Here is a 22,262-nt window from a genome sequence, read left to right on the forward strand (position 1 = left end):
GGTTCCCACTTCTTCGCGCGATGTTCTAGAGCGCGCAGCGTGACTCAATCCCGCTTTTCCTTCGCTATCGCCGCAACGGACGGCAAGGCCCGCACGGGCACGATCCAGATGCGCCGTGGGGAGATCAGAACCCCCGCCTTCATGCCGGTGGGCACCGCCGCGACCGTAAAGGCCATGCGACCCGCCGAGGTCCGCGCGACTGGCGCCGACATCATCCTGGGCAATACCTATCATCTGATGCTGCGTCCGGGCGCCGAACGTGTGGCAAGGCTGGGCGGGCTGCATGGCTTCATGGGCTGGGACCGGCCGATCTTGACGGACAGCGGTGGTTATCAGGTGATGAGCCTGTCCGCGCTCACGAAGATGAGCGAGGAGGGGGTGGCCTTCGCCAGCCATATCGACGGGTCCCGTCATATGCTGACGCCCGAACGCTCGATGGAGATTCAGCGCCTGCTCGACAGCGACATCGTCATGGCGTTCGACGAATGCACGAAAAATGGCTGCACTCACGACGAAGCCGCGAACAGCATGGAGCGGTCGATGCGGTGGGCGAAGCGGTCGCGCGAGGGCTTTGACGCGGGCGGCGAACATGCGGCGCGCGCCGCGCTGTTCGGCATCCAGCAGGGGTCGCTTGACGAAAATCTCCGGCGTATTTCGGCGCAGAAGCTGATCGAGATCGGCTTTGACGGCTATGCTGTCGGCGGCCTGGCGGTCGGGGAGGGGCAGGAGGCGATGTTCGGCTGCCTCGACTATGCGCCCGATATGCTGCCGCAGGACAAGCCCCGCTACCTGATGGGGGTGGGGAAACCCGACGACATTGTTGGTGCCGTCGAACGCGGCATCGACATGTTCGATTGCGTCCTGCCGACGCGCAGTGGGCGCAACGGACAGGCTTTTACCTGGGCAGGCCCGCTCAATATTCGCAACGCCCGCTTTGCCGAGGATCTTTCGCCGCTCGATCCGCGCTGCACCTGCCCGGTTTGCGCAACATGGAGCCGCGCCTATCTGCATCATCTGGTAAAAGCCGGAGAAATGCTGGGCGCGATGCTGATGACCCAGCATAACATCCACTTTTACCAGTCATTGATGCAGGCGATCCGCGACAATATCGCACAAGGCCGGTTCGCTGCTTTCGCGGCGGATTTCCGGCGCGACTATCAGCGGGTCTGATGATCAGGGAATGACGGTGATGGCGATGGCATAGTCGCCAGCGACGGGATCATGATCCAGCGGAGCGCGCAGCTGGCGGGAAAGGCCCGTCAGTACCCGGCCATAACGTTCCTCGATCCTTTCGCCCATCGTATCGGAAGCGCGCAATGCCGGGGAACTGACGTGAAGGATCGCGCGGTCTTCCCGTCCGGGTTCGAGCTGCACCGTTATGCGCATGCCTGTCTTGGGATCGGACAGCATCGCCAGTTCTACCAGTTCTGTCAGCAGGAAGGCGATGGGAACGGCAACGTCCTGACTGATGTGCAGATTGTCGCTGTCAATCTGGATGCCGAACCGACGCGCTTCTGCGGGAGCAGTGCCGCGCAGGCTGGCGGACAATTCGCTGACCAGTGACCGCACGCCAACGCCGCGATGCTCCTCCAATTCCGCATAATGGTTGCGATGGACGACCGACAATGCATCGACGCGGCGCTGGATCGACGCATAGGCCTCCACAGCTTCAGGCTCGTGCGCGGCGCGGGCGTGCAGGCTGATGAGGCTGGCGATGATCTGGAGGTTGTTCTTGACGCGATGATGCACCTCTCGCGTCAATTTGCGCTGGGTCTCCAGCCCTTCGGCCATCTCGGCCTCATGCGTTGCTACATCCTCGCTGATTTCGCGGAAGGTTTCGCCCAGCGCCACTATTTCCTGCGCGGGAGTGCGTATACGGCGCATCGGCTCCAGCACTTCGCCGGGATGATAGGCGGCTACGGCGCGGCGCAGCGCGACTAGCGGCTGGATCAGCAATCGGTTGACCACGAACCAGCCGATCGCCGCCGCCGCGAACCACATTACCAGCGGCAGGAACAGCGAAAGCATGCGCGCAAGCGTGACCGGCGGATCGCGCAAGGTCATGGTGAGCAGGATGTCCGGCGGATCAAGCCGCGCGGACAGGCTGGTGCTTTTGCCCCGCAGATTGCCTGTTGGACGACTGACCACCAGAAGCTGATCGCCCTGCTGCAAGCTTAACTGACGGTTCTGGAGCGCGGTGGTCGGGCTGGCGATCGTTTCCAGATAGGAGCGCGAATAATAGGCGATTGCCGCCACCTGCCTGTTGTCGCTGACCACGCGGCTGACGAGATAGCCCGATGCTGGGAGCAGGAGCGCCGGAGCCGTGTGAAAACGTGCCGCCGTGGTCAGGCCGCGCGGTTCTGGCTGGGACGATCCGCAGATGCGGCGACCCTTTCGATCGTAGATATAATATCGGCCGCCTTCCCGGTCGTGGGACGTCAGGAAGACCGACAGCCGCTGGCACATTTCCGGCCCCTCGCTGCCGGTGGACAGCGCGTTGGCGGTAAGCATCAAAGCCGTTCGATCCGAAGCCAGATCTTCGGTCAACTTCCGTGCGCTCTGCGTCACGGACACGCGAAGCAGCGCTTCCTTTTCCAGGTCGGACGTCCGGATGGCCTGCAACGACGCGACAAGGGCGATAAGGCCCAGCGGCAGCAGGGCAAGCGTCAGGATGAGGAACATCTTAACGCCGGTGGACTGGATCAGGCTGTTCAGGTTACGCATGAGCAATCAACTGGCTGGGACTGGCCGTCCCGTTCATGCGATAATCAGGAGTGTGTCGACAGGAAAGGTCTGGCGCACGCAAGCACGTACCGCCCAAGCAACGGGTCGGCCCGCGCATATTCCATTTTCGAAAAGCACCAGTCTGCCCTCCGTCCGGGACGCCTCAATGACGTCGATCCTTGAACCGACGCTTAGTCCAGCTTCCGCAGTAGGTCGAGCATTTCGGAGGGAATGTCTTCATCCACCGCACGCTGATAAACGGAGCGCAGCGCGTTGGCGACTTGTCCGTCACCCTTGGCCGGGGAGGACCGCCGTTTTCGGGGGGCGCTGCCAGTCACGCCCGAATCCGGGGTGTTGGCGCCGACATCTTTCTTGTCCCCTCCCTTCACATCCCGTTCCGTCGTTGAAGCAACCAAAATACGCCCCTCTGCAACGCTAACATGTCAATCGACATTTCTTTTGCGGCTTTCCCGCACGACGTCAATTGACCGCCAGCGGACCTTTACATCAAAATCCAGATTTCAGTTAAAAAACCGAACGGCAGTGAAACAAATCTTTTCGTCGTTGGTTCCGCACTTCGAAGCATTTTTTGTGGCCTTGTGAAAGGCGACCGAGAGGGGCGGGGGCTTGCCACATCGGCATCAGCAATCCATCCTTTCGCGCAGCGAGTGTTTAGTAGCAATGCGCCCTATGGGCTGGGAGAAGATTTACAGATGTCGCTTGGACAGCAACTGCACCCCCATCTTCCTTTCTTGCGCCGCTATGCCCGCGCCCTGACGGGCAGCCAGGGTCATGGTGACGCCTATGTGCGCGCGACGCTGGAAGCGATCGTCGCGGCGCCCGAAGAGTTTCCGGCCGATGTCGATCCGCGGCTTGGCCTTTACCGGACCTTCCACGCGATCTGGTCGTCATCCCATCTGGAAGATGGTCCGGTCCTGACGGGCAATGACGGGCAGGAAGCGGTCGCGCAGGCACGCCTCGCGAGGTTGACACCGCTCCCCCGGCAGGCGCTGCTGCTGACGGCGCTGGAAGGTTTCACGGTCGATGACGTCGGCTATCTGATCGGTCTGGACCCGGCCGATGTCGAAGCCCTAGTGGAAGAAGCGCTGGGCGAGATCGAGGCGCAGACGCGCGCCAAGGTCCTGATCATCGAGGACGAGCCGATCATTGCCATGGACATCGAAACGATTGTCCGCGACCTTGGTCATGAAGTGACGGCGATTGCCGTGACGCGTGAAGATGCGGTGCGTGAAGCGATGGCGGAGCGGCCGGGGCTGGTGCTGGCCGACATTCAGCTGGCGGACGATTCCAGTGGGATTGATGCGGTGAAGGATATTCTGGCGGAGTTCTCCGTGCCGGTCATTTTCATCACCGCGTTCCCCGAGCGCCTGCTGACTGGCGAGCGTCCCGAACCGACATTCCTCATCACCAAGCCGTTCCAGCGTTCGACGGTCAAAGCGGCCATTTCGCAAGCCCTTTTCTTTGACGAGGCTACCGCCCCGGTATGATGGGGCAAAGCCGACGTGCCATAAAAGACTGAATGAGTGGCGGAACCCGGCTCATCCCCCCGCGTTATTCATGCGTAACGATCGGGAGGTGAATTATGGCGGAAGAGGAAAAGCACGTTGCTGCCGAAGACGCCAGGTCAGGATCGACGCCACACATCGTCCGTTACATTCTCGGCATTTCGCTGCCTCTGGTAATTATTGGCATGCTGATCGTGCTGTGGAGCTATTACGGGTAAACAACATTGGTTCCGTGGAACAATGGGTATAGGATGCGGACGCACATATGGCTTTGACGGCTTCGGTTCATGAGGCGAGGGCGACAGCCAGTAAGAGGGTTGTTCCCATGAGCGAAGGGCTTGGCCAGGAGGCGGAGCACCAGGAAGAGGAGCGGCAGTCGCTCTCGGATTCGGACTTCAAACGTGAACTGGCTGCGGTGATCCCGCACTTGCGCGCGTTTGGCCGGTCCCTTTCGGGTAATCGCGATGTCGCCGATGACCTCGTTCAGGAAACGCTTTTGAAAGCATGGGCGGCCCGTGCCCGTTTCCAGGCGGGCACCAACATGCGCGCCTGGACGTTCATAATTTTGCGAAACCATTATCTTTCGCAGATGCGGCGCTCGCGCTTTCGTGGCGATTGGGATGACCTGACGGCTGATCGCATATTGGCGGCGCCTGCTGGCCAGGACAAGCATGTCGAGCTTTCCGACATGCAGCGTGCCCTGTTGCAATTGCCTCAGCCGCAGCGTGAGGCTCTCATCCTCGTCGGCGCGGGCGGTTTTGCCTATGAAGAGGCCGCCGAAATCTGCGGCGTCGCGGTTGGAACCATCAAGAGCCGGGTGGCGCGTGGACGCGCCGCGCTGGAACAGATTCTCGAAAGCGGTGATCTGCCGTCGCGGCGGACGCAGGAGACCAGAGAGACAGCCGTGCTGGACGAGATCATGGACGATGTCGATCGCCTCAGTCGTGGGCGTGAGACTAGGCAGAGTCCCGACCTGGATGCCGATGACGTATAAGGCCGGTTCCTGCCGACCTTCCCGGATGGGAAGGGGCATGGGAGAAGGACTATGGTTGAGGGTGGAAGGAGAGACCCTCCTCTGGACCGCGAAAAACGGGACCAGATGATCGAAACCCAGCGGTCTCGCGGTAGTACCGTGATTTTCGCGCTGGTTGCGATTGCCCTGATCCTGGCTATCGGCTTCTTCTACCTGACAAAGGAACGCGAAAGTCGAGTGGGCGACACGCTGATCGAAGCGGCCGATTCACCCGATAGCGCAGCGCATGTCGTCGGCGATGCTGCTCAAAATGAGGCGGAGCGGCTGAACAGCCGGAACTGACCTGCGGACAGACGCGCTGAAAAGGAACAGGCGGCGGCGCAGGCCATCTTCAGAAAATCTTTGGGAATTTCCTCCACAGTCAGCGCATTGTCGGATTTCCTTACAGTCATTGTAAGCGATTCCGATGCCAACAAGGCTGCCTTTGCCAACGGCAGCGCCGGGAATGCGCGCGACTGATGATCAGGCTTTTCAAACATTATGTGCCGCATGCCGTGCTGCTACTGGGGCTGCTTGATCTTGTCCTGCTGCTGGGCGCGGCCGAGGCTGGATGGATATTGAGGGCTCGGCAGATCGGCATGGATGTCGATCAGATCACGACGCGCGCCGCGCCGTTGATCAGCTTCGCGCTGTCGATCCAGACTGCCATGATCGCGGTGGGCGTCTATGGCACCGAAGCGCTTCAGTCCATCCGTTTCGCCTTCGCGCGGCTGCTGGTGGCGATTTCGCTGGGCGTCATATTCCTGTCGGTCATGCATTTCATGCTGCCAGACCTGACGCTTTGGCGGTCCAATTCACTTTATGCCATGGCGCTTGCTATCGCCCTCTTGCTGGCGGTGCGGCTGCTGCTGGGGTCGATGCTCGGTGGTGAGGCGTTCAAGCGTCGGCTGGTCGTGCTGGGCGCGGGCGATCGCGCCAACCGCATCCGCGAACTGGAACAGCGTAAGGGGGCGGGATTCCTGATCGTCGGCTATATCGCGATGAATGACGGGACGCAGGTGATCCCCGAAGCGATCAACCGCAGCGCCATCTATAATCTGGCGGATTTCGTGGTGCGGCTGGCCGCCAGCGAGGTTGTGCTGGCGCTGGAGGAGCGGCGCAACGCGCTCCCCCTGTCCGATCTCCTGCGTATCAAGACGACCGGCGTCCATGTGAACGAGATATCGACCTTCCTCGAACGGGAGACGGGACGGGTCGATCTCGACAGCGTGAATCCCAGCTGGCTGATTTTTTCGGATGGTTTCTCCGCAGGCCGCCGCCTGTCCAGCATCGCCAAGCGGCTCTTCGACGTCATCGCCAGTTCCATCCTTCTGCTGCTGACTGGCCCTATCATCCTGATCGCGGCGATCCTGGTGAAGCTCGATAGTAAAGGCCCTGCTTTCTACCGGCAGCAGCGCGTCGGCCTGTTCGGCGAGGAATTCTGGATCGTGAAGCTGCGCACCATGCGGCAGGATGCGGAAGTCAGCGGGCAGGCGGTTTGGGCGGAAAAGGACGATCCCCGGATCACCCGGCTCGGCTACTGGCTCCGTAAGCTGCGCATTGATGAACTGCCGCAGACATGGACGGTGCTGAAGGGCGAGATGAGCTTCGTTGGTCCTCGCCCGGAGCGGCGCCAGTTCGTCGAGGATCTGGAACAGCATCTGCGTTATTATGCTGAGCGCCACATGGTGAAACCGGGCATCACCGGCTGGGCGCAGATCAACTATCCTTATGGCGCGTCGATCGAGGACAGCAGGAACAAGCTGGAATATGATCTCTACTACGCCAAAAATTATACGCCCTTCCTCGACCTGCTGATCCTGATCCAGACCCTGCGCGTCATCCTGTGGCCGGAAGGGGCGCGCTGAGGCGCGGCGATGGGAGGGCTGCTGCAATTTGTCGGAGATTGGGGCCACGCGCTGGCCGCCGTGCTGTTCGCGGCGGTGGGGATATTCGGCCTGCGCCGCCGGGAGCAAGCGGCAGACCAGCGGATGCTGGCCGTCGCCCTGCTGCTGACATCCTGCTGGTCGCTCTATGTATCCTTCGGCGGGGTCGACAAGCCGCTGACGGGCATTGGTGAGAATATCCGCAACGCGGCATGGCTGCTGTTGCTGTTCATGATGCTGCGCCGGGACGCGGCTGCACGCGCGGGATCGATGGTGGCGATCGGGTCGGTCTATGCCGCTGTGGCGGGGCTGATCCTGCTCCAGACCTTCACCGACCTCATCTGGCGGCAATTGCCCAGCGCCAGCGACCTGCATCACACATTGGTACAGGTGTCACTTAGCCTGCACATGATGACGGCGGTCGGCGGGCTGATGCTGGTCCACCATCTTTATATCAGCTGGCCTCCGCAGCAGCGGGGCCGGGTGGCGTTGCTGCTCGGCGCGCTGGCGGCGATGTGGACCTATGACTTCAATCTTTATGTGATCGGCTATTTCGCGATCGAGCGGGCGAATGCGCTGTATGCCCTTCGTGGCCCGCTGATGGCGCTGCTCGCTCCGGTGATTGCGGTGGGCATGCGGCGGGATATGGCGGCGCAGGTTCAACTGTCACGATTGCTGACCTTCCGTGCGCTGTCGCTTGTTTCGATGACGCTCTACATGATCCTCATCGCGGCGGCTGCGCTGGCGATCGAGTTGCTTGCTGGCCCCTATGCCCGGATCATCCAGATTGGCTGTGTCTTCTTCATGGCCGTCAGCGCGCTGATACTGCTGCCTTCGCCCCGGATACGGGCGCTTTGGAAGGTCCAGGTCGCCAAGCATTTCTTCCAGCATCGCTATGACTATCGCACCGAATGGATGCGTTTTGGCGAGACGATCGGCAGACCGGGCAACGACGCGCCGCCGCTGGGCGAACGGGTGGCGAAGGCAGTGGCCGACATCACCGATTCGCCCGCCGCCATATTGATGCTGCGCGCCGAGGACGGCTCCCTCGCGCTGGAAACCCATTGGAACTGGGATGGTGAGCTCGCTCATGATGCGACCGTGCCTGCGCCTTTCGCGCTGCTGGTTGAGCGGAGTGGCTGGATCATCGATATCGACCAGGATCTTGCGCGCCGTGAGGGCCGTGAAGCGCCCGGATGGATGCGGGCGGACGCGCGCGCTTGGGCGTTGGTCCCGCTGATCCATTTCGGCAAGCTGATCGGTGCCATCCTGCTGGCGCGGCCTGCAATGGACCGGCGGCTGGACTGGGAAGATCTCGACATGCTGCGCACGGCGGGCCGTCAGGCGGCGAGCTATCTGAGCGAGGCGCAGGGGCAGCAAGCGTTGGACGATGCCCAGCGTTTCGACGAGTTCAACCGCCGCTTTGCCTTCATCATCCATGACGTCAAGAATCTGGTCAGCCAGCTGTCGTTGCTCGCCCGAAATGCGGAGCGGCATGCCGATAATCCCGAATTCCGCGCGGACATGGTGCTGACGCTCAAGGAATCGGTGGGCAAGATGAACGACCTGCTGGCGCGTCTGTCCCAGCATAACAAGGCGCGCACTGCCGAGCGCCAGCCGGTTTCCCTGCAAGACATTGCGGAGAAGGTTGCCCGGAGCCGATCGCGCCAGCATGAGGTTCGGCTGACAGGTGACGCCCCCCTCGCCATGGCTGATCCGGCGAGGGTTGAGCAGATCATCGTCCACCTGCTGCAAAATGCGATCGACGCAAGTGCGGCGGGCGAGCCGGTCGAAATCCGGCTGGGCGGGGATGGCCGTTACTCGATGATTGAAGTGATCGACCGGGGTTGCGGCATGACCGCCGAATATGTCCGCCGTGATCTGTTCAAGCCCTTTTCCTCCAGCAAGGCCGGGGGCTTTGGCATCGGGGCTTTTGAAGCACGGGCGCTGGCGCAGGGAATGGACGGAAGCATCGAGGTGGAAAGCAAGCCGGGGCAGGGAAGCCGCTTTACGGTGCGGCTGCCGGTCGCGCCGCTGCATGGTACAGAGGGGATGGCCGCCTGATGAGCGACACGCGACCCAAATTGTTGATCGTGGAGGATGATCCCGGCCTGCAACGGCAATTGCGTTGGGCCTATGAGGATTATCAGCTGTTCATCGCGGGCGACCGGGAGGAAGCGATCGAGATGTTGCGGGCAGAGGCTCCCGACGTTGTTACGCTGGACCTTGGCCTGCCGCCTGATCCGGACGGCACCAGTGAGGGTTTCGCGACGCTTGGCGAAATGCTCCAGATCAAGCCGGATACCAAGATCATCGTTGCCTCGGGTCATGGGGCGCGCGAAAGTGCCCTCAACGCCATTTCCGGTGGTGCCTATGATTTTTACCAGAAGCCGGTCGATATTGACGAGCTGGGGCTGATCGTCCGCCGGGCCTTCCACGTTCACGCGCTGGAGAGGGAAAATGCCCGGCTGGCTGAGGTCGCCCCTGAGCAAGCACGTGTGCTGGGACGGTTGATCACGGCGGCGCCGGAAATGCTGAAGGTCGCCCGCACGATCGAGCGGGTTGCCGCGGCACAGGTTTCGGTCCTGCTGACCGGCGCGAGTGGAACGGGCAAGGAATTGCTTGCGCAGGGGCTGCATGATGTGAGCCCGCGCCGGAATAGCGCCTTCGTTGCCGTGAACTGCGCCGCGATCCCGGAGGCGTTGCTGGAAGCCGAACTGTTCGGCCAGGACGGTGCGCCGGGCAAGATCGAGCGCGCGCAGGGCGGGACATTGTTTCTGGACGAAGTCGGCGAATTGCCGCTGGCTATGCAGATGAAGCTGCTGCGCTTCCTACAGGATCGGCTGGTCGCCAGCGGGCCGGAGACGGTCATGGTGGACACGCGCATCCTGTGCGCAACGCATCAGGACCTGGAGGAGATGATCCGCGCGGGTGGCTTCCGCGAGGACCTATATTATCGCCTCGCCGAGATCGTCGTGCGGATACCGCCCTTGAAGGATCGGCCCGGAGATCCGGCGTTGCTGGCACGGCATTTCCTCAACCGCTTCGCGAAGGAGATGAATCCGCAGGTGAAGGGGCTGGCCCCCGACGCTCTTGCCGCGCTCGATGCATGGACTTGGCCGGGCAATGTGCGCGAGCTGGAAAACCGTATGAAACGCGCGGTCATCATGGCCGATGGCAAGCATGTCACGGCCGCCGATCTGGACCTGGATGGGGATCGGACGGAGAGCGGTGACTTCGTGAATCTGAAGGCCGCGCGGGAAATGGCGGACAGGCGCGTCATCAGGCGGGCGATTGCGCGGACGGACGGCAATATCTCAGGCGCGGCGAAGATGTTGGGGATCAGTCGCCCAACTCTGTACGACTTGCTCAAACAATATCAGATACAGGGTTGAGTCATCAGGCTAGTTCGAGCCCGAGGTCCTCAGCCGAAATGCCCAGCCGCTTGATCTGATCGGCGACCGGCGGCCACAACTCGTCCAGGAACCGCCGCCGTTCCGCTTCGCGCAGGCGGCGCGCCGCTCCTTCGGCCACGAACATACCGACCCCGCGCCTGACCACTATCAGGCCGTCATCCTGAAAACATTGATAGGCCTTGGCGACCGTCAGCGGATTGGCGCCTTCTTGAGCGGCGAGCGCACGGACGGAAGGGAGGATGTCGCCATCGCGGTAGCTGCCGTCGAGTATCGATGCAGTAATGATGTCGCGAAGCCGCAGATAGACGGGTTTTGACTCATCGGCCATAAGTGCATCAGTGCCATAATACAGCGATGCAGGCAATGCGATGAGCGGTGTCCGTCACCGCAATCGTCTATCTATCTGTCCCAAATGGAAACTATTTTGTCATATTCTGGCCGAGGTCGCTCTTCCTGTGGCCGTCCCGGCGTGCCGATGAATATGAACCCGGCAAGGCGTTCCTCCCCCTGGGCGAAGGCCTTGCGCACATCCTCATTATAGGCTGGCCAGCCCGTCAGCCACCCCGCCGCAAAGCCCAGCGCATGGCTGGCGTGCAGCAGGTTCATGATCGCCGCGCCAGAGGATAATTGCTGTTCCCAGACCGGAATTTTGCTCCCGGCGACAGGATCGGAAAGAGCAACGACGAGGGTGGGCGCCTGAAGAGCGAACTGGCGCATCGCCTCCAGTTCCAGCCGCCCTGCATCCGGTTTCTCGCGTCGATAGGCGTCCTCCAACAGGGTCGCGAGGCTTTCGCGCTTATCATCCGGCACGATGACGAACCGCCAGGGCGCCAGCTTGCCATGGTCAGGCGTGCGCAGCGCGATCTCCAATATCTCGCGCAACTGTCCGGCGTCGGGGCCGGGCGCGATAAGGTCGCGCGGCTTACCGGAACGGCGGGTGCGCAGGAGCGAGAGCGGAGTGGTTGCGTCGTTGAACATGGGGCTTCAAATGGCGCGGCGCCACGCGGGGCGCAAGTGCGGGCTGCTTTGACAGGGGCGGGATTTCCGATCTAGGTTTCGCCCCACCTTGGTCGGGACGGGAAACGGATGGCGACCTCTTCACCTATGACGCCCGCTTCGGGCAGGACATGGCTTGGCCATCCGCGCGGGCTGTTCCTGCTGTTCTTCGTCGAAATGTGGGAGCGCTTTTCCTTCTACGGCATGCGCGCGCTGCTGATCTTCTACCTGACGCAGCATTTCCTGTTTTCGGATCGTGACGCCGCCCATTCTTACGGCGCCTATATGTCGCTAATCTATATCTCGCCCCTGATGGGTGGCTATCTCGCCGACCGTTATCTGGGGCAGCGCAAGGCGGTGCTGTTCGGCGGCATCGTCATCGCCGCCGGGCACATCATCCTGGGCATGGAAGCGGACGGATCGGCGAACAGCATGGGGCTTGGCCTCTTCTGGCTGGGCCTTGCGACGGTCATCGTCGGCACCGGATTTCTTAAGGCCAGCGTGTCGGCAATGGTGGGTCAGCTATACCCGCGCGACGATATGCGGCGCGATCCGGCCTATACGATTTTCTACATGGGTATCAATGTCGGCGCCACGATCGGGCCGGTGATCTGCGGCTATCTGGGACAGCGCTGGGGCTGGCACTGGGGCTTTGGCGCGGCATCTGTCGGAATGATCGCGGGCGTCATCGGCTTTGTCCTGTGCAAGCCGCTGTTGCAGGGCAGGGGGGAACCGCCCGATCCGGCGCGGCTGGCGGAGCGAGTTGGCGGCATCATCAGCCGGGAATGGCTGGTCTATCTGTCCAGCCTTCTGTCCATCCTGCTGTGCTGGCTGATGATCCAGCAACATGCGGTCGTCGGATGGATGCTGGCGGGCGCCAGTGTCCTGATGGTGATTTACATATTGTGGGAAGCGTTCGGCCGGATGGAGCGGGTTGGGCGAGACCGCATGCTGGCGGCGCTGTTCCTGCTGGTGATCAACCCGCTATTCTGGGGCCTGTATGAGCAGACGGGTTCGTCGCTCAGTCTCTTCACCCATCGCTATACGGACAGGAACATCCTCGGCTTTGAAGTGCCCGCTTCGATGTTCCAGTCTGTCAATGCCGCCTATATCCTTATCTTCGGGCCTGTCATGGCCGCCTTGTGGATCGCGCTGGCGAAGAAAGGGCGGGAGCCATCGACGCCTGCAAAGTTCGGTCTGGCGCTCATATTGGTAGGCGCAGGGTTTCTGATATTGGTGGCAGGGGCTGGCATGCCCGGAACGCTGACGCCGATCCTGTTCATCTTCCTTCTCTATCTTTGCCACACGCTGGGAGAATTGTGTCTGTCTCCGGTTGGTCTGTCGGCTATGTCGAAGCTGGCCCCGTCGCGGATGATCGGCCTGATGATGGGGATATGGTTCCTCGCGATGGCGCTTGGCGAATATGTCGCCGGGATGATCGCGGCAGCCACCGGCGGCACGGAGGGCGCGGCATCGAGGGACGGCGTGCTGAGCGTCTATGGCGAGATCGGCTGGTGGTCGATCGGTATCGGCGTCTTCGTGATGGTCATCGCGCCGCTGGTGAAGCGGTTGATGCATGCCGATAAGCTGGGCGGCGAAGAGGGCGCAGAGGCTGAGGCGCAGCGGGATAGCTTCGCCATAGTCGATCGTGCAAGCGACAAACCGGCCTGAACCGTCAGGAGGTCGCGCCCCAAATATCGGTGGCGCGAATGAAGCCGCGCTGACCGCCGACGTCGAAACCGCACCAGCCGTCGTTGCAGGATGACAGCCGACCCACCACGCCCTTTTCCGCGCGGAAAACGGTGCGTGCTCCATCGCGCGCGGAATCCCGCATGGGCGCGACCGATGCTGTGACGATCGCGGTCGGCGTGTCGCTGAGCAGCCGGACGTGCATCCAGCCCTGCGTTCCGCCCGGATCCTCAATCTTGCGCCACAAGCCCAGAACCTGCACCACCTTCACCGGCAAGTCGCGGCGGCGATAGACCCAGCTTGAAGGATAGTCGAGGCTGGGTCCGACGCGCATGCGCGCTTCGTCCTGGCTGAGCGAGGCCCAGTAGGGGACGGGTTTGGATGGCGCCGCCGATGTGCCGCTGGCGAACCACAGTGCGGCGGCGACGATCCCCGCTTGAGGCAGATACCTCTTCATCCCCGATCTTTTCCCCTTGAAGTGACAGCCGGTTATAGCGTTGGGCCGATGCGCCCGACAACCATTGTCTTGGGCCTGTGCCATAAGCGCTTGACCACCGCCATCGCCAGGAATAGCGGCTGATCATGGCCAAGAAACCGCGTCCCGCCAAGCCGCGCGTCGTCGTGACGCGCCGCCTGCCTCCCAATGTCGAGGCACGGATGGCCGAACTGTTCGATACGGTTTTCAATGTGGGCGATGTGCCCATGGACCGCACGGCGTTGACCCGGGCGATGGCGCAATGCGACGTGCTGGTGCCTTCTGTGACGGACCAGATCGACGCGACGCTCATCAACCTTGCGCCCGAACGCCTCCAACTGATCGCCAGCTTCGGCAGCGGGGTCGATCATATTGACCTCAGCGCGGCACGGCGGAAGGGCATCATCGTCACCAATACGCCCGGCGTGCTGACTGAAGACACTGCTGACATGACGATGGCGTTGATCCTGTCCGTACCCCGCAGACTGGCCGAGGGTGAGAAGCTGGTGCGATCAGGCACCTGGCCCGGCTGGAGCCCGTCGGGCATGCTGGGGCATCGCATCGGCGGCAAGAAGCTGGGCATTATCGGCATGGGCCGGATTGGTCGTGCGGTCGCGAGGCGTGCGGCGGCCTTCGGTCTGTCGATCAGCTATCATAATCGTCATCGCCTGCCCTTTGAGGTCGAGCAAGAGTTGCATGCCACATGGCATGACGATGTCGATACGCTGCTGAGCGAATGTGACATCGTGTCGATCAACTGTCCGCTCAACGCCGACAGCAGGGCATTGATCGACGCGCGGCGTATCGCGCTGATGCGGCCCGACGCCTATCTCATCAACACCTCCCGCGCGGAAATCACTGATGAGCCTGCCTTGATCGCGGCGCTGGCGGAGGGGCGGATCGCCGGAGCTGGCCTCGACGTCTATGCGCATGAGCCAGCCGTTGACCCGCGCCTGCTCGCATTGTCCAACGTGGTGCTGCTGCCGCACATGGGATCGGCGACTTTCGAGGGACGGGATGCCACCGGCGCCCGCGTCATCGCCAACATCCGCAGCTGGGCCGACGGACACCGCCCGCCCAATCAGGTGCTGGAAGGCTGGGTCTAGATTGCAGGCGGCAGAGCGGACTATTTGACCGTAAAGCTGTATTTCCCCGAAATCTTGTGTTGGTCGGCGCCAGCCGCATGCCAGTTGAGGTCATAGCTACCCACGGGCAAAGCGCGGGGAAGGGTGACCGTCAAGGTCCTGCCATCGCCTTCGACCGATGTCTTGAAGCCCTTGATTGGCATCGGCGCATGGCTGGCCATCCCCGGCATCCCCGTCATGACCAGATCGACGCCGCTCGAGCCCGGAAGCAGCTTTTCGGAGAAGGTCAGGCTGAGCTTTGCAGGCTTGCTGACGGTAGCATTGGCCGCAGGGGTGGAGGACAGCAATTTCGGCTGTGCGCTTGCCAGGGAGGGCATGGCGGCCAACATAAGGGCGGCGGCGAACAGGGTAGGGCGCATGATGCTGAACTCCGGTAATTCTTTGCTCACGGGATATGGGCGGCTTCCCTGACCTCGCAAGGATGGGCATAAATTTTTGCATGAGGCTTTGGAAGGTGCAGCATATATCTTTCGGGAAAGGGGACTGGGATCATGAGCGGCCATGACCGTCGCGGTGTGATCCGGGGATTGGGCGGCGTTCTGGCGCTGAGCCCGCTATTCCCTGCTTGGGCGCGAAGCGGCACTCCGGGACTGACGCTTCAATCAGGGGTGTTGAGCGGCGAAGATATCGCGCTGACCATCGACGAAGGGCATTTTTCCACGGGCGGACGCTCGGCGCATGCGGTCATGGTGAATGGCACGCTGCCCGCGCCACTCATTCGCTTGAGGGAAGGGCAGAATGTCCGCCTGTCGGTCACTAACAAGCTGAAGGAAGATACGTCGATCCATTGGCATGGGCTGATCGTGCCTTTCCAGATGGACGGCGTGCCGGGCGTCAGCTTCCCCGGCATCCGGCCGGGCGAGACTTTCACCTACGAATTTCCGGTGCGGCAATCAGGCACCTACTGGTATCACAGCCATTCGGGCATGCAGGAAGCGGTCGGCCATTACGGCCCGATCGTCATCGATCCCGCCGACGCCGACCCGGTGCAGGCGGATCGCGAGCATGTGATCGTCCTGTCTGACTGGAGTCCGGTCCACCCCCATATGCTGCTGAAGCGGTTGAAGCAGATGGGCGGCTATTTCAACATGCAGAAGCAGACGCTGGCCGGGTTGCTGGCGGGCAAGGATCAGGCCGCAAAAGAGCGCCTGCAATGGGGCGCGATGCGGATGGACCCGACCGATATATCGGACGTGACCGGGTCGACATACAGCTTCCTCGTCAATGGGCACGGCACAGCGGAAAACTGGACCGGCCTTTTCACGCCGGGTGAGCGGGTGCGCCTGCGGATCATCAATGCTTCGGCCATGACCAACTTCAATGTCCGGCTGCCGGGGCTGGCGATGACGGTGGTGCAATGCGACGGACAGCATGTGCAGCCGGTGGAAACGGACGAGTTCCAGATCGGCATCGCGGAAACCTATGATGTCGTGGTTCAGCCCGCCGAGCCTAAGCCCTATGGCCTGATTGCGGAAGCGATCGACCGGTCTGGCCTGGTCCGCGCTACACTGGCGCCGCGCATGGGTATGGCTGCGGAGGTGCCAACGCTACGTGAGCGTCCTCTATTGGGCATGAAGGATATGGGCATGGACATGTCCGGGATGGACATGGGGCACGGCGGCGTCATCGACCTCAGTCAGCCTGCCAATGAAGGCATGTCTGGACATTCCATGAAGATGCGGGACAAGTCCGTCGCGCCGCAGGTCAGCATGGGGCCGGGCGTCGCCACGCTTTCTCCCATGCCTGTGGACCGAACGGCTGATCGGCCGACGGGGCTGGAAAATGTTCCGCATCGCGTGTTGACCTATGCTGACCTCAAATCACTGCATCCGCACAAGGACCGGCGGACGCCATCGCGAACGCTCGACATCCATCTCACCGCGAACATGGAACGCTATATGTGGTCGTTCGACGGGGCGAAGCTATCCGACGGCGCCGAGCCCATCCCGTTCCGCCACATGGAGCGGGTGCGCGTGAACCTTATCAACGACACGATGATGCCCCATCCCATCCATCTGCACGGACATTTCTTCGAACTCGTGACGGGGGCGGACGAACATAATCCGCTCAAGCATACGGTGAACGTTCTTCCCGGCGGCAAGGTGAGTTTCGACCTGACCGCCGATGCCTTGGGGGATTGGGCATTTCACTGCCACATGCTGATGCACATGCATTCGGGTATGATGCGCGTCGTGACGGTGCGGCATGAGGAGGAGGCGGCATGAGGGTCATCCTCGCGGCGCTGCTGCTGCTTTCTCCCACGTCGCCCGCGCAGGCTCAGCAAATGGACCACAGCCACATGCACCATGGCTCCATGGAGCAGGTGCCGCAGGAGGATCATTCGTCGCATTCCCATGCCGACGCGAGCAAAGGCGAGCCTGCTGCCGATCAGGATATTCCTCAAGGAACGCCGCCAGCACCGCCCAGCGACCATGCCGCCGATGCCTTCTACAGCACGGACGAAATGGCGCGCGCCCGCAACGCCATGCTCGAGGAGAACGGCGGGATGCGTTTTTCCAAACTGATGCTGGACCGGCTGGAATATCGCGCTGGCAAGGGTGGCGACACCTATCATTGGGAAGGCGAGGGCTGGATCGGTGGCGACATCAACCGTCTGGCTTTCAAATCGGAAGGCGAGGGCAAGGCGAGCGGCAGGCTTGAGCATGCGGAGGTGCAGGCGCTCTACAGCCGGGCGATCGACCCTTGGTTCAATCTGGAGGCGGGCGTGAGGCAGGACTTTGGCCCCGATCCCGACCGCACTTATGTGGTGGCCGGGATTGATGGGCTTGCTCCCTACTGGTTTGAAGTGAGCGCTCAGGCGTTCCTGTCCAACAAGGGCGACGGGCATTTGCGGCTGGAGGCAAGCTACGACCAGCGCATCACGCAGCGGCTGATCCTGCAACCGGCGGCGGAACTGAACTTCGCCGCCCAGGATGTTCCAGAGCTTGGCATAGGATCGGGATTGTCGGACGTCGAATTGGGGCTGCGGCTGCGCTATGAAATCGCCCGCGAGTTTGCGCCTTATGCGGGCGTGAACTGGGAGCGCAAGCTGGGCGGAACGGCTCGCATGGCAAGGGCCAATGGGGATAACGCATCTGTCGCCAGTTTCATGATGGGCGTTCGTTTCTGGTTCTGACCCCACGTTTCTGAAGCGAGGGGAACAGATCGCAGCCCTAACGGCTGTGGAACCGGCTAGCGCCGTCATCGGTTCAGCCAATATCTATTTATAGCGAAGGATTACATCATGATCCGTCTTGCCATCATTTCGCTGGTGATCGCTGCGGTGCTGGCCATTCTCGGCTTTGGCGGCGCGGCTGGCACCTTTGTCGGCATTGCAAAGATTCTCTTCTTCCTGGCGATCGCGCTGTTTGTGATCTTCCTTGTTCTCGGCTTGCTTGCTGGAAAAGGGATCAAGAACGCCATAGATTGAGTGCATGATCGAGATTGGCGCTGGAGTTGACGAAACCGGTAGGCTGACGCGAGACGAAGCCGGTTTCCTGCTCCAGCGCGATCTGGGCGGGACTTTCCGCCTGATTCTGCTGCGCGTTCCTGTAGACCATGTGGAAAAGCGCGTTCGCGTGCAGGGCTATTATGCAGGCGATGAAACCGTGGAGGTGGAGGGCGTCGCTGCCATTTGAATTAGTCTGTTGGCAGCGATCACGGTTCAGGCGGTAAGGGGATCGCCCGGCGGAACGGTCGTGTGAGTCTGCACGAAACGTGCGCAAGCACCCACGCCGCGGTTGTTTTCCAGCGGGAGTGCGGTTTCGCAATAGGCGCATTCGGCCATCAGGCGGCCTACCATCCATTGGCTTCGGCCACAGCTGGGGCAGTGATTGGCTTCCCCGACATGATAATGGATGATGTATCCCCTTAGGGCCGGGTCAAATGACTTGCCGGTTACGAGGTTGGAAACTGGGCGCATCGTCTCTTCCTCCTCAGACATATTTTATCGGTCATCCAGCGAAGAATATCGTCGATATTTCAAAACACTGCGATACAACGACTTAAGTCAGAGCGCGCGACCCGCTTTATTTCCTGGTAACCCGCTCCATCTGCCAGAACGCGATTACACCTCAATGTATCCCGCGTGCAGGGACGCCGTCTACAATAAAGATTTGCAGAACGTCCCATTTCGCGCCTTCGCATTGACTTGGCGACGGCAGTCGCTATGGCGGCGGCCATCAAGGGACATACCCGCTTCGGCCATCGGTTGGGGCGCATCCCGCCATCTTGCCCCCCGTCATCCGATGTGCGGGTCAGGCTCCCGGCGGAATGTCGTTATCCTCCTAGCCCCTTGGCCGGGCATTGCGAGGAGACGCACGACTCATGACCGCCATCGGACAGGACACTCTCGGCACGCGCGACACTTTGAAGGTCGGCGGCAAGGACATTGCCTATTATTCGCTGAAGAAGGCTGCTGCGAAGCTCGGCGACGTTTCGCGCCTGCCTTTTTCGATGAAGGTGCTGCTGGAAAACCTGCTCCGTTTCGAAGATGGCGTGACCGTCACCACCGACGACATCAAGGCGATCGTCGATTGGCAGAATGACAAGGGCAAGGCGGAGCGCGAGATCCAGTATCGCCCCGCGCGCGTGCTGATGCAGGACTTCACCGGCGTTCCCTGCGTCGTCGACCTCGCGGCGATGCGCGACGCGATGACCGCGCTGGGCGCCGACGCCAGCAAGATCAACCCGCAGGTTCCCGTCCACCTCGTCATCGACCACTCGGTCATGGTCGACGAATTCGGCACGCCCAAGGCGTTCGAACAGAATGTGGAAATCGAATATCAGCGTAACATGGAACGCTACGACTTCCTGAAGTGGGGCAGCAAGTCGCTCGCCAACTTCTACGCCGTGCCCCCCGGCACCGGCATCTGCCATCAGGTGAACCTGGAAAATATCGCGCAGGCCGTGTGGTCGAGCGAAGGCCCCGATGGCGTTACCGTCGCCTATCCCGACACCTGCGTCGGCACTGACAGCCACACCACGATGATCAACGGCCTGGGCGTTCTGGGCTGGGGCGTCGGCGGCATCGAGGCGGAAGCCGCGATGCTGGGTCAGCCCGTCTCCATGCTCATCCCCGAAGTCGTCGGCTTCAAGCTGACCGGCGAACTCAAGGAAGGCGTGACCGCCACCGACCTCGTGCTGACCTGCACGGCCATGCTGCGCCAGAAGGGCGTCGTCGGCCGCTTTGTTGAATATTTCGGTCCCGGCCTTGCCTCGCTGTCGCTGGCCGACCGCGCGACGCTTGCCAACATGGCACCGGAATATGGCGCGACCTGCGGCTTCTTCGGCATCGACGACAAGACGCTGGATTACATGCGCCTGACCGGCCGTACCGAAGAGAATATCGCGCTGGTCGAAGCCTATGCCAAGGAGCAGGGCTTCTGGATCGACCCCGCCGTTGAGCCGGTATTCACCGACACGCTGGAACTGGACCTCGCCACCGTCGTCCCCAGCCTCGCCGGTCCGAAGCGTCCGCAGGACCGCGTTTCGCTGCCCGAAGTTGATGATGTGTTCAACGCCGACCTGGCGAACGTCTACAAGAAGGCGCAGCAGCGGGTTCCGGTTGAAGGCAAGGATTTCGACATTGGTGACGGCGACGTTACCATCGCCGCGATCACGAGCTGCACCAACACGTCGAACCCCGGCGTCATGGTCGCCGCTGGTCTGGTGGCCAAGAAGGCGAACGAACTGGGCCTGAAGCCCAAGCCTTGGGTCAAGACATCGCTTGCACCCGGTAGCCAAGTGGTTACCGATTATTTCGCTAAGGCTGGCCTTCAGGAGCACCTCGACGCTGTCGGCTTCAACCTCGTCGGCTATGGCTGCACCACCTGCATCGGCAACTCCGGCCCGCTGGCTGAGCCGATCAGCAAGGCGATCAACGACAACGGCCTCGTCGCCGCAGCCGTGATCTCCGGCAACCGCAACTTTGAAGGCCGCGTGTCGCCGGACGTTCGCGCCAACTTCCTCGCCTCGCCGCCGCTGGTCGTCGCTTATGCGCTCAAGGGCACGGTGATCGAGGACTTCATCACCACGCCGATCGGTCAGGGCAAGGACGGTCAGGATGTATATCTGAAGGACATCTGGCCGACCAATGACGAAGTCGCCACCACCATGGCGGGCTGCATGGACCGCCCGATGTTCCAGGCGCGCTATGCCGACGTCTACAAGGGCGATGCGCACTGGCAGGCGATCGACGTCACGGGTTCGGCCACGTATAGCTGGCAGGCCGGTTCTACTTATGTCGCCAACCCTCCCTATTTCGAAGGGCTGAGCATGACCCCGGCGCCGGTCACCGACATTGTCGAAGCCAAGCCGCTGGCGATTTTCGGCGACTCGATCACCACCGACCACATCTCGCCGGCCGGTTCGATCAAGGCGACCTCGCCCGCTGGCAAGTGGCTGAGCGAGCATCAGGTCGCGCAGGCCGACTACAACAGCTACGGCGCGCGTCGCGGTCATCATGAAGTGATGATGCGCGGCACGTTCGCCAACATCCGCATCAAGAACCTGATGCTGGACGGCGTTGAAGGCGGCATGACCCGCTATGACGGCGAAGTCATGCCGATCTACGACGCGGCGATGAAGCACAAGGCGGACGGCACTTCGCTGGTCGTCATCGGTGGCAAGGAATATGGCACCGGATCGTCGCGCGACTGGGCGGCGAAGGGCACCAACCTGCTCGGCGTCCGCGCCGTGATCGTCGAAAGCTTCGAGCGCATCCACCGTTCGAACCTGGTCGGCATGGGCGTGTTGCCGCTCCAGTTCAAGAATGGCGAGAGCAAGGACACGTTCGGCTTCACCGGCGATGAAACCTTCACCATCCAGAATGTCGCTGGCCTCAAGCCGCGTCAGGATGTGGATGTGATCGTGAAGCGCGCCGATGGCTCGACCTTCACCTTCACCGCGCTCTGCCGGATCGATACCGTCAATGAGCTGGAATATTTCATGAACGGCGGCATCCTTCAGTACGTCCTGCGCAAGCTGGCTGCCTGATCAGCCGGGGATAATTGCTAGAGAAGAAGGCTCTCTCCGAAAGGAGAGAGCCTTTTTTTATGGGCATCTCTGCGGCCTCTCCGCCACCGCGAAAACTATTCACGCCTTGCCCAAGTCGCTGATAATGGGTCGGCATGACAATTTTCATCGAACTGGTCGGCTGGCTCGGCGCGCTTCTGGTTTTGGGCGCCTATATCCTCGTTTCGGCCGGGCGACTGTCGGGCAGCTCAGTGGTTTTCCAGTGGATGAACGCGCTCGGCGCAGCTTTCTTCGTGCTCAACACCTGGTGGCATGGCGCTATTCCATCCATGGTGCTCAACATCGTCTGGAGCGCTATCGGTTTTACGGCCCTGTGGCGGATTTGGCGGGCCAAGACTGCGAATGGTCGATAGGAGGG

At 61.7% G+C, this 22,262-nt stretch carries 23 protein-coding genes; 16 read left to right on the top strand and 7 right to left on the bottom strand.

Annotated elements, in window-relative coordinates; genetic code table 11:
• Nucleotides 1–39: 39 nt before the first annotated feature.
• On the top strand, nt 40–1,170 hold the full coding sequence (tgt, locus tag ACZ5ZH_RS03145) for a tRNA guanosine(34) transglycosylase Tgt (RefSeq protein ID WP_460987824.1): 1,131 nt from the start codon (nt 40–42) through the stop codon (nt 1,168–1,170).
• A gap of 3 nt (nt 1,171–1,173) precedes the next feature.
• On the opposite strand, the gene ACZ5ZH_RS03150 is transcribed toward tgt, so the two are convergent.
• Together ACZ5ZH_RS03150 and ACZ5ZH_RS03155 are read right to left on the bottom strand one after the other, a co-directional pair.
• Nucleotides 1,174–2,724: a sensor histidine kinase gene (locus ACZ5ZH_RS03150; protein ID WP_464772151.1), complete on the bottom strand. Its 1,551-nt coding sequence runs from the start codon at nt 2,722–2,724 to the stop codon at nt 1,174–1,176.
• A gap of 191 nt (nt 2,725–2,915) precedes the next feature.
• Nucleotides 2,916–3,140 carry a NepR family anti-sigma factor gene (locus ACZ5ZH_RS03155; RefSeq protein WP_449471862.1) on the bottom strand — a complete coding sequence of 75 codons (225 nt, stop codon included), beginning with the start codon at nt 3,138–3,140 and terminating at the stop codon, nt 2,916–2,918.
• A 297-nt stretch (nt 3,141–3,437) separates the two neighbouring features.
• Between ACZ5ZH_RS03155 and ACZ5ZH_RS03160 the strand changes: the two genes are divergently transcribed.
• The 7 genes from ACZ5ZH_RS03160 to prsR all read left to right on the top strand — a co-directional run bounded on the left by ACZ5ZH_RS03160 (nt 3,438) and on the right by prsR (nt 10,543).
• Nucleotides 3,438–4,232 carry a response regulator gene (locus ACZ5ZH_RS03160; protein ID WP_196226407.1) on the top strand — a complete coding sequence of 265 codons (795 nt, stop codon included), beginning with the start codon at nt 3,438–3,440 and terminating at the stop codon, nt 4,230–4,232.
• A 95-nt stretch (nt 4,233–4,327) separates the two neighbouring features.
• Nucleotides 4,328–4,468 (top strand): hypothetical protein, encoded by a 141-nt coding sequence (locus ACZ5ZH_RS03165; RefSeq protein WP_196226406.1) that lies wholly within the window; start codon nt 4,328–4,330, stop codon nt 4,466–4,468.
• A gap of 107 nt (nt 4,469–4,575) precedes the next feature.
• Nucleotides 4,576–5,244, top strand: a complete 669-nt coding sequence (locus tag ACZ5ZH_RS03170) for a sigma-70 family RNA polymerase sigma factor (protein ID WP_464772152.1) — start codon at nt 4,576–4,578, stop codon at nt 5,242–5,244.
• 105 nt (nt 5,245–5,349) lie between these two features.
• Nucleotides 5,350–5,565, top strand: coding sequence for a hypothetical protein (locus ACZ5ZH_RS03175; protein ID WP_464772153.1), 216 nt, complete (start codon nt 5,350–5,352; stop codon nt 5,563–5,565).
• Nucleotides 5,566–5,741: 176 nt separating this feature from the next.
• The gene (locus ACZ5ZH_RS03180; RefSeq protein WP_464772154.1) at nt 5,742–7,130 is read left to right on the top strand and encodes a TIGR03013 family XrtA/PEP-CTERM system glycosyltransferase; all 1,389 of its coding nucleotides are present in this window, start codon (nt 5,742–5,744) and stop codon (nt 7,128–7,130) included.
• A gap of 9 nt (nt 7,131–7,139) precedes the next feature.
• Entirely contained in the window at nt 7,140–9,212 is a 2,073-nt protein-coding gene (prsK, locus tag ACZ5ZH_RS03185; protein ID WP_464772155.1) for an XrtA/PEP-CTERM system histidine kinase PrsK, read from the top strand.
• Complete coding sequence (gene prsR, locus ACZ5ZH_RS03190) at nt 9,212–10,543, top strand: PEP-CTERM-box response regulator transcription factor (protein ID WP_464772156.1); 1,332 nt, start codon at nt 9,212–9,214, stop codon at nt 10,541–10,543. Before prsK ends, prsR begins: the two co-directional genes overlap by 1 nt.
• Before the next feature lie 4 nt (nt 10,544–10,547).
• On the opposite strand, the gene ACZ5ZH_RS03195 is transcribed toward prsR, so the two are convergent.
• A complete protein-coding gene (locus ACZ5ZH_RS03195) occupies nt 10,548–10,892 on the bottom strand; it encodes a GntR family transcriptional regulator (protein ID WP_449471873.1) in 345 nt (114 codons plus the stop codon).
• Nucleotides 10,893–10,963: 71 nt separating this feature from the next.
• Nucleotides 10,964–11,542: a nitroreductase family protein gene (locus ACZ5ZH_RS03200; protein ID WP_449471874.1), complete on the bottom strand. Its 579-nt coding sequence runs from the start codon at nt 11,540–11,542 to the stop codon at nt 10,964–10,966.
• Nucleotides 11,543–11,650: 108 nt separating this feature from the next.
• On the opposite strand from ACZ5ZH_RS03200, the gene ACZ5ZH_RS03205 reads away from it, so the two are divergent.
• The gene (locus ACZ5ZH_RS03205; RefSeq protein ID WP_464772157.1) at nt 11,651–13,231 is read left to right on the top strand and encodes a peptide MFS transporter; all 1,581 of its coding nucleotides are present in this window, start codon (nt 11,651–11,653) and stop codon (nt 13,229–13,231) included.
• Nucleotides 13,232–13,235: 4 nt separating this feature from the next.
• Here ACZ5ZH_RS03205 and ACZ5ZH_RS03210 read toward each other — a convergent pair whose 3' ends face one another.
• A complete protein-coding gene (locus ACZ5ZH_RS03210; protein WP_449471876.1) occupies nt 13,236–13,706 on the bottom strand; it encodes an SH3 domain-containing protein in 471 nt (156 codons plus the stop codon).
• Nucleotides 13,707–13,831: 125 nt separating this feature from the next.
• Between ACZ5ZH_RS03210 and ACZ5ZH_RS03215 the strand changes: the two genes are divergently transcribed.
• On the top strand, nt 13,832–14,830 hold the full coding sequence (locus ACZ5ZH_RS03215; RefSeq protein WP_464772158.1) for a 2-hydroxyacid dehydrogenase: 999 nt from the start codon (nt 13,832–13,834) through the stop codon (nt 14,828–14,830).
• 20 nt (nt 14,831–14,850) lie between these two features.
• Here ACZ5ZH_RS03215 and copC read toward each other — a convergent pair whose 3' ends face one another.
• Nucleotides 14,851–15,231, bottom strand: coding sequence for a copper homeostasis periplasmic binding protein CopC (gene copC / locus ACZ5ZH_RS03220; protein WP_449474605.1), 381 nt, complete (start codon nt 15,229–15,231; stop codon nt 14,851–14,853).
• Between the two features lie 129 nt (nt 15,232–15,360).
• Here copC and ACZ5ZH_RS03225 point away from each other — a divergent pair, with 129 nt between their 5' ends.
• The 4 genes from ACZ5ZH_RS03225 (at nt 15,361) to ACZ5ZH_RS03240 (ending at nt 18,507) form a co-directional block, all read left to right on the top strand.
• Nucleotides 15,361–17,094, top strand: coding sequence for a copper resistance system multicopper oxidase (locus ACZ5ZH_RS03225; RefSeq protein ID WP_464772159.1), 1,734 nt, complete (start codon nt 15,361–15,363; stop codon nt 17,092–17,094).
• On the top strand, nt 17,091–18,005 hold the full coding sequence (locus ACZ5ZH_RS03230) for a copper resistance protein B (RefSeq protein ID WP_464772160.1): 915 nt from the start codon (nt 17,091–17,093) through the stop codon (nt 18,003–18,005). The genes ACZ5ZH_RS03225 and ACZ5ZH_RS03230 overlap by 4 nt, the downstream gene beginning before the upstream one ends.
• 108 nt (nt 18,006–18,113) lie before the next feature.
• Nucleotides 18,114–18,299, top strand: coding sequence for a DUF1328 domain-containing protein (locus ACZ5ZH_RS03235; RefSeq protein ID WP_062120434.1), 186 nt, complete (start codon nt 18,114–18,116; stop codon nt 18,297–18,299).
• A 4-nt stretch (nt 18,300–18,303) separates the two neighbouring features.
• Nucleotides 18,304–18,507: a DUF5818 domain-containing protein gene (locus ACZ5ZH_RS03240; protein WP_464772161.1), complete on the top strand. Its 204-nt coding sequence runs from the start codon at nt 18,304–18,306 to the stop codon at nt 18,505–18,507.
• A 26-nt stretch (nt 18,508–18,533) separates the two neighbouring features.
• Here the strand turns inward: ACZ5ZH_RS03240 and ACZ5ZH_RS03245 are convergent, their stop codons facing one another.
• The gene (locus tag ACZ5ZH_RS03245) at nt 18,534–18,812 is read right to left on the bottom strand and encodes a hypothetical protein (RefSeq protein WP_230463325.1); all 279 of its coding nucleotides are present in this window, start codon (nt 18,810–18,812) and stop codon (nt 18,534–18,536) included.
• 383 nt (nt 18,813–19,195) lie between these two features.
• Here ACZ5ZH_RS03245 and acnA point away from each other — a divergent pair, with 383 nt between their 5' ends.
• Both acnA and ACZ5ZH_RS03255 read left to right on the top strand, forming a co-directional pair.
• Nucleotides 19,196–21,865 (top strand): aconitate hydratase AcnA, encoded by a 2,670-nt coding sequence (acnA, locus tag ACZ5ZH_RS03250; protein ID WP_460987841.1) that lies wholly within the window; start codon nt 19,196–19,198, stop codon nt 21,863–21,865.
• Between the two features lie 134 nt (nt 21,866–21,999).
• Nucleotides 22,000–22,257: a CBU_0592 family membrane protein gene (locus tag ACZ5ZH_RS03255; protein WP_460987843.1), complete on the top strand. Its 258-nt coding sequence runs from the start codon at nt 22,000–22,002 to the stop codon at nt 22,255–22,257.
• The last annotated feature ends 5 nt before the right edge of the window (nt 22,258–22,262 follow it).

It is taken from the genome of Sphingobium sp. TomMM7A (assembly GCF_055397305.1).

What these genes read in the sequence shown, in the direction of transcription:
- ACZ5ZH_RS03150 (WP_464772151.1), bottom strand. Translation starts at nt 2,724, where the DNA reads ATGCGTAACCTGAACAGCCTGATCCAGTCCACCGGCGTTAAGATGTTC.
- ACZ5ZH_RS03240 (WP_464772161.1), top strand. Translation starts at nt 18,304, where the DNA reads ATGATCGAGATTGGCGCTGGAGTTGACGAAACCGGTAGGCTGACGCGA.
- ACZ5ZH_RS03255 (WP_460987843.1), top strand. Translation starts at nt 22,000, where the DNA reads ATGACAATTTTCATCGAACTGGTCGGCTGGCTCGGCGCGCTTCTGGTT.
- ACZ5ZH_RS03165 (WP_196226406.1), top strand. Translation starts at nt 4,328, where the DNA reads ATGGCGGAAGAGGAAAAGCACGTTGCTGCCGAAGACGCCAGGTCAGGA.
- ACZ5ZH_RS03235 (WP_062120434.1), top strand. Translation starts at nt 18,114, where the DNA reads ATGATCCGTCTTGCCATCATTTCGCTGGTGATCGCTGCGGTGCTGGCC.
- ACZ5ZH_RS03180 (WP_464772154.1), top strand. Translation starts at nt 5,742, where the DNA reads ATGATCAGGCTTTTCAAACATTATGTGCCGCATGCCGTGCTGCTACTG.
- ACZ5ZH_RS03195 (WP_449471873.1), bottom strand. Translation starts at nt 10,892, where the DNA reads ATGGCCGATGAGTCAAAACCCGTCTATCTGCGGCTTCGCGACATCATT.
- ACZ5ZH_RS03205 (WP_464772157.1), top strand. Translation starts at nt 11,651, where the DNA reads ATGGCGACCTCTTCACCTATGACGCCCGCTTCGGGCAGGACATGGCTT.
- ACZ5ZH_RS03215 (WP_464772158.1), top strand. Translation starts at nt 13,832, where the DNA reads ATGGCCAAGAAACCGCGTCCCGCCAAGCCGCGCGTCGTCGTGACGCGC.
- ACZ5ZH_RS03200 (WP_449471874.1), bottom strand. Translation starts at nt 11,542, where the DNA reads ATGTTCAACGACGCAACCACTCCGCTCTCGCTCCTGCGCACCCGCCGT.
- ACZ5ZH_RS03210 (WP_449471876.1), bottom strand. Translation starts at nt 13,706, where the DNA reads ATGAAGAGGTATCTGCCTCAAGCGGGGATCGTCGCCGCCGCACTGTGG.
- ACZ5ZH_RS03245 (WP_230463325.1), bottom strand. Translation starts at nt 18,812, where the DNA reads ATGTCTGAGGAGGAAGAGACGATGCGCCCAGTTTCCAACCTCGTAACC.
- ACZ5ZH_RS03230 (WP_464772160.1), top strand. Translation starts at nt 17,091, where the DNA reads ATGAGGGTCATCCTCGCGGCGCTGCTGCTGCTTTCTCCCACGTCGCCC.
- prsR (WP_464772156.1), top strand. Translation starts at nt 9,212, where the DNA reads ATGAGCGACACGCGACCCAAATTGTTGATCGTGGAGGATGATCCCGGC.
- ACZ5ZH_RS03175 (WP_464772153.1), top strand. Translation starts at nt 5,350, where the DNA reads ATGATCGAAACCCAGCGGTCTCGCGGTAGTACCGTGATTTTCGCGCTG.
- ACZ5ZH_RS03170 (WP_464772152.1), top strand. Translation starts at nt 4,576, where the DNA reads ATGAGCGAAGGGCTTGGCCAGGAGGCGGAGCACCAGGAAGAGGAGCGG.
- acnA (WP_460987841.1), top strand. Translation starts at nt 19,196, where the DNA reads ATGACCGCCATCGGACAGGACACTCTCGGCACGCGCGACACTTTGAAG.
- ACZ5ZH_RS03225 (WP_464772159.1), top strand. Translation starts at nt 15,361, where the DNA reads ATGAGCGGCCATGACCGTCGCGGTGTGATCCGGGGATTGGGCGGCGTT.
- ACZ5ZH_RS03160 (WP_196226407.1), top strand. Translation starts at nt 3,438, where the DNA reads ATGTCGCTTGGACAGCAACTGCACCCCCATCTTCCTTTCTTGCGCCGC.
- prsK (WP_464772155.1), top strand. Translation starts at nt 7,140, where the DNA reads ATGGGAGGGCTGCTGCAATTTGTCGGAGATTGGGGCCACGCGCTGGCC.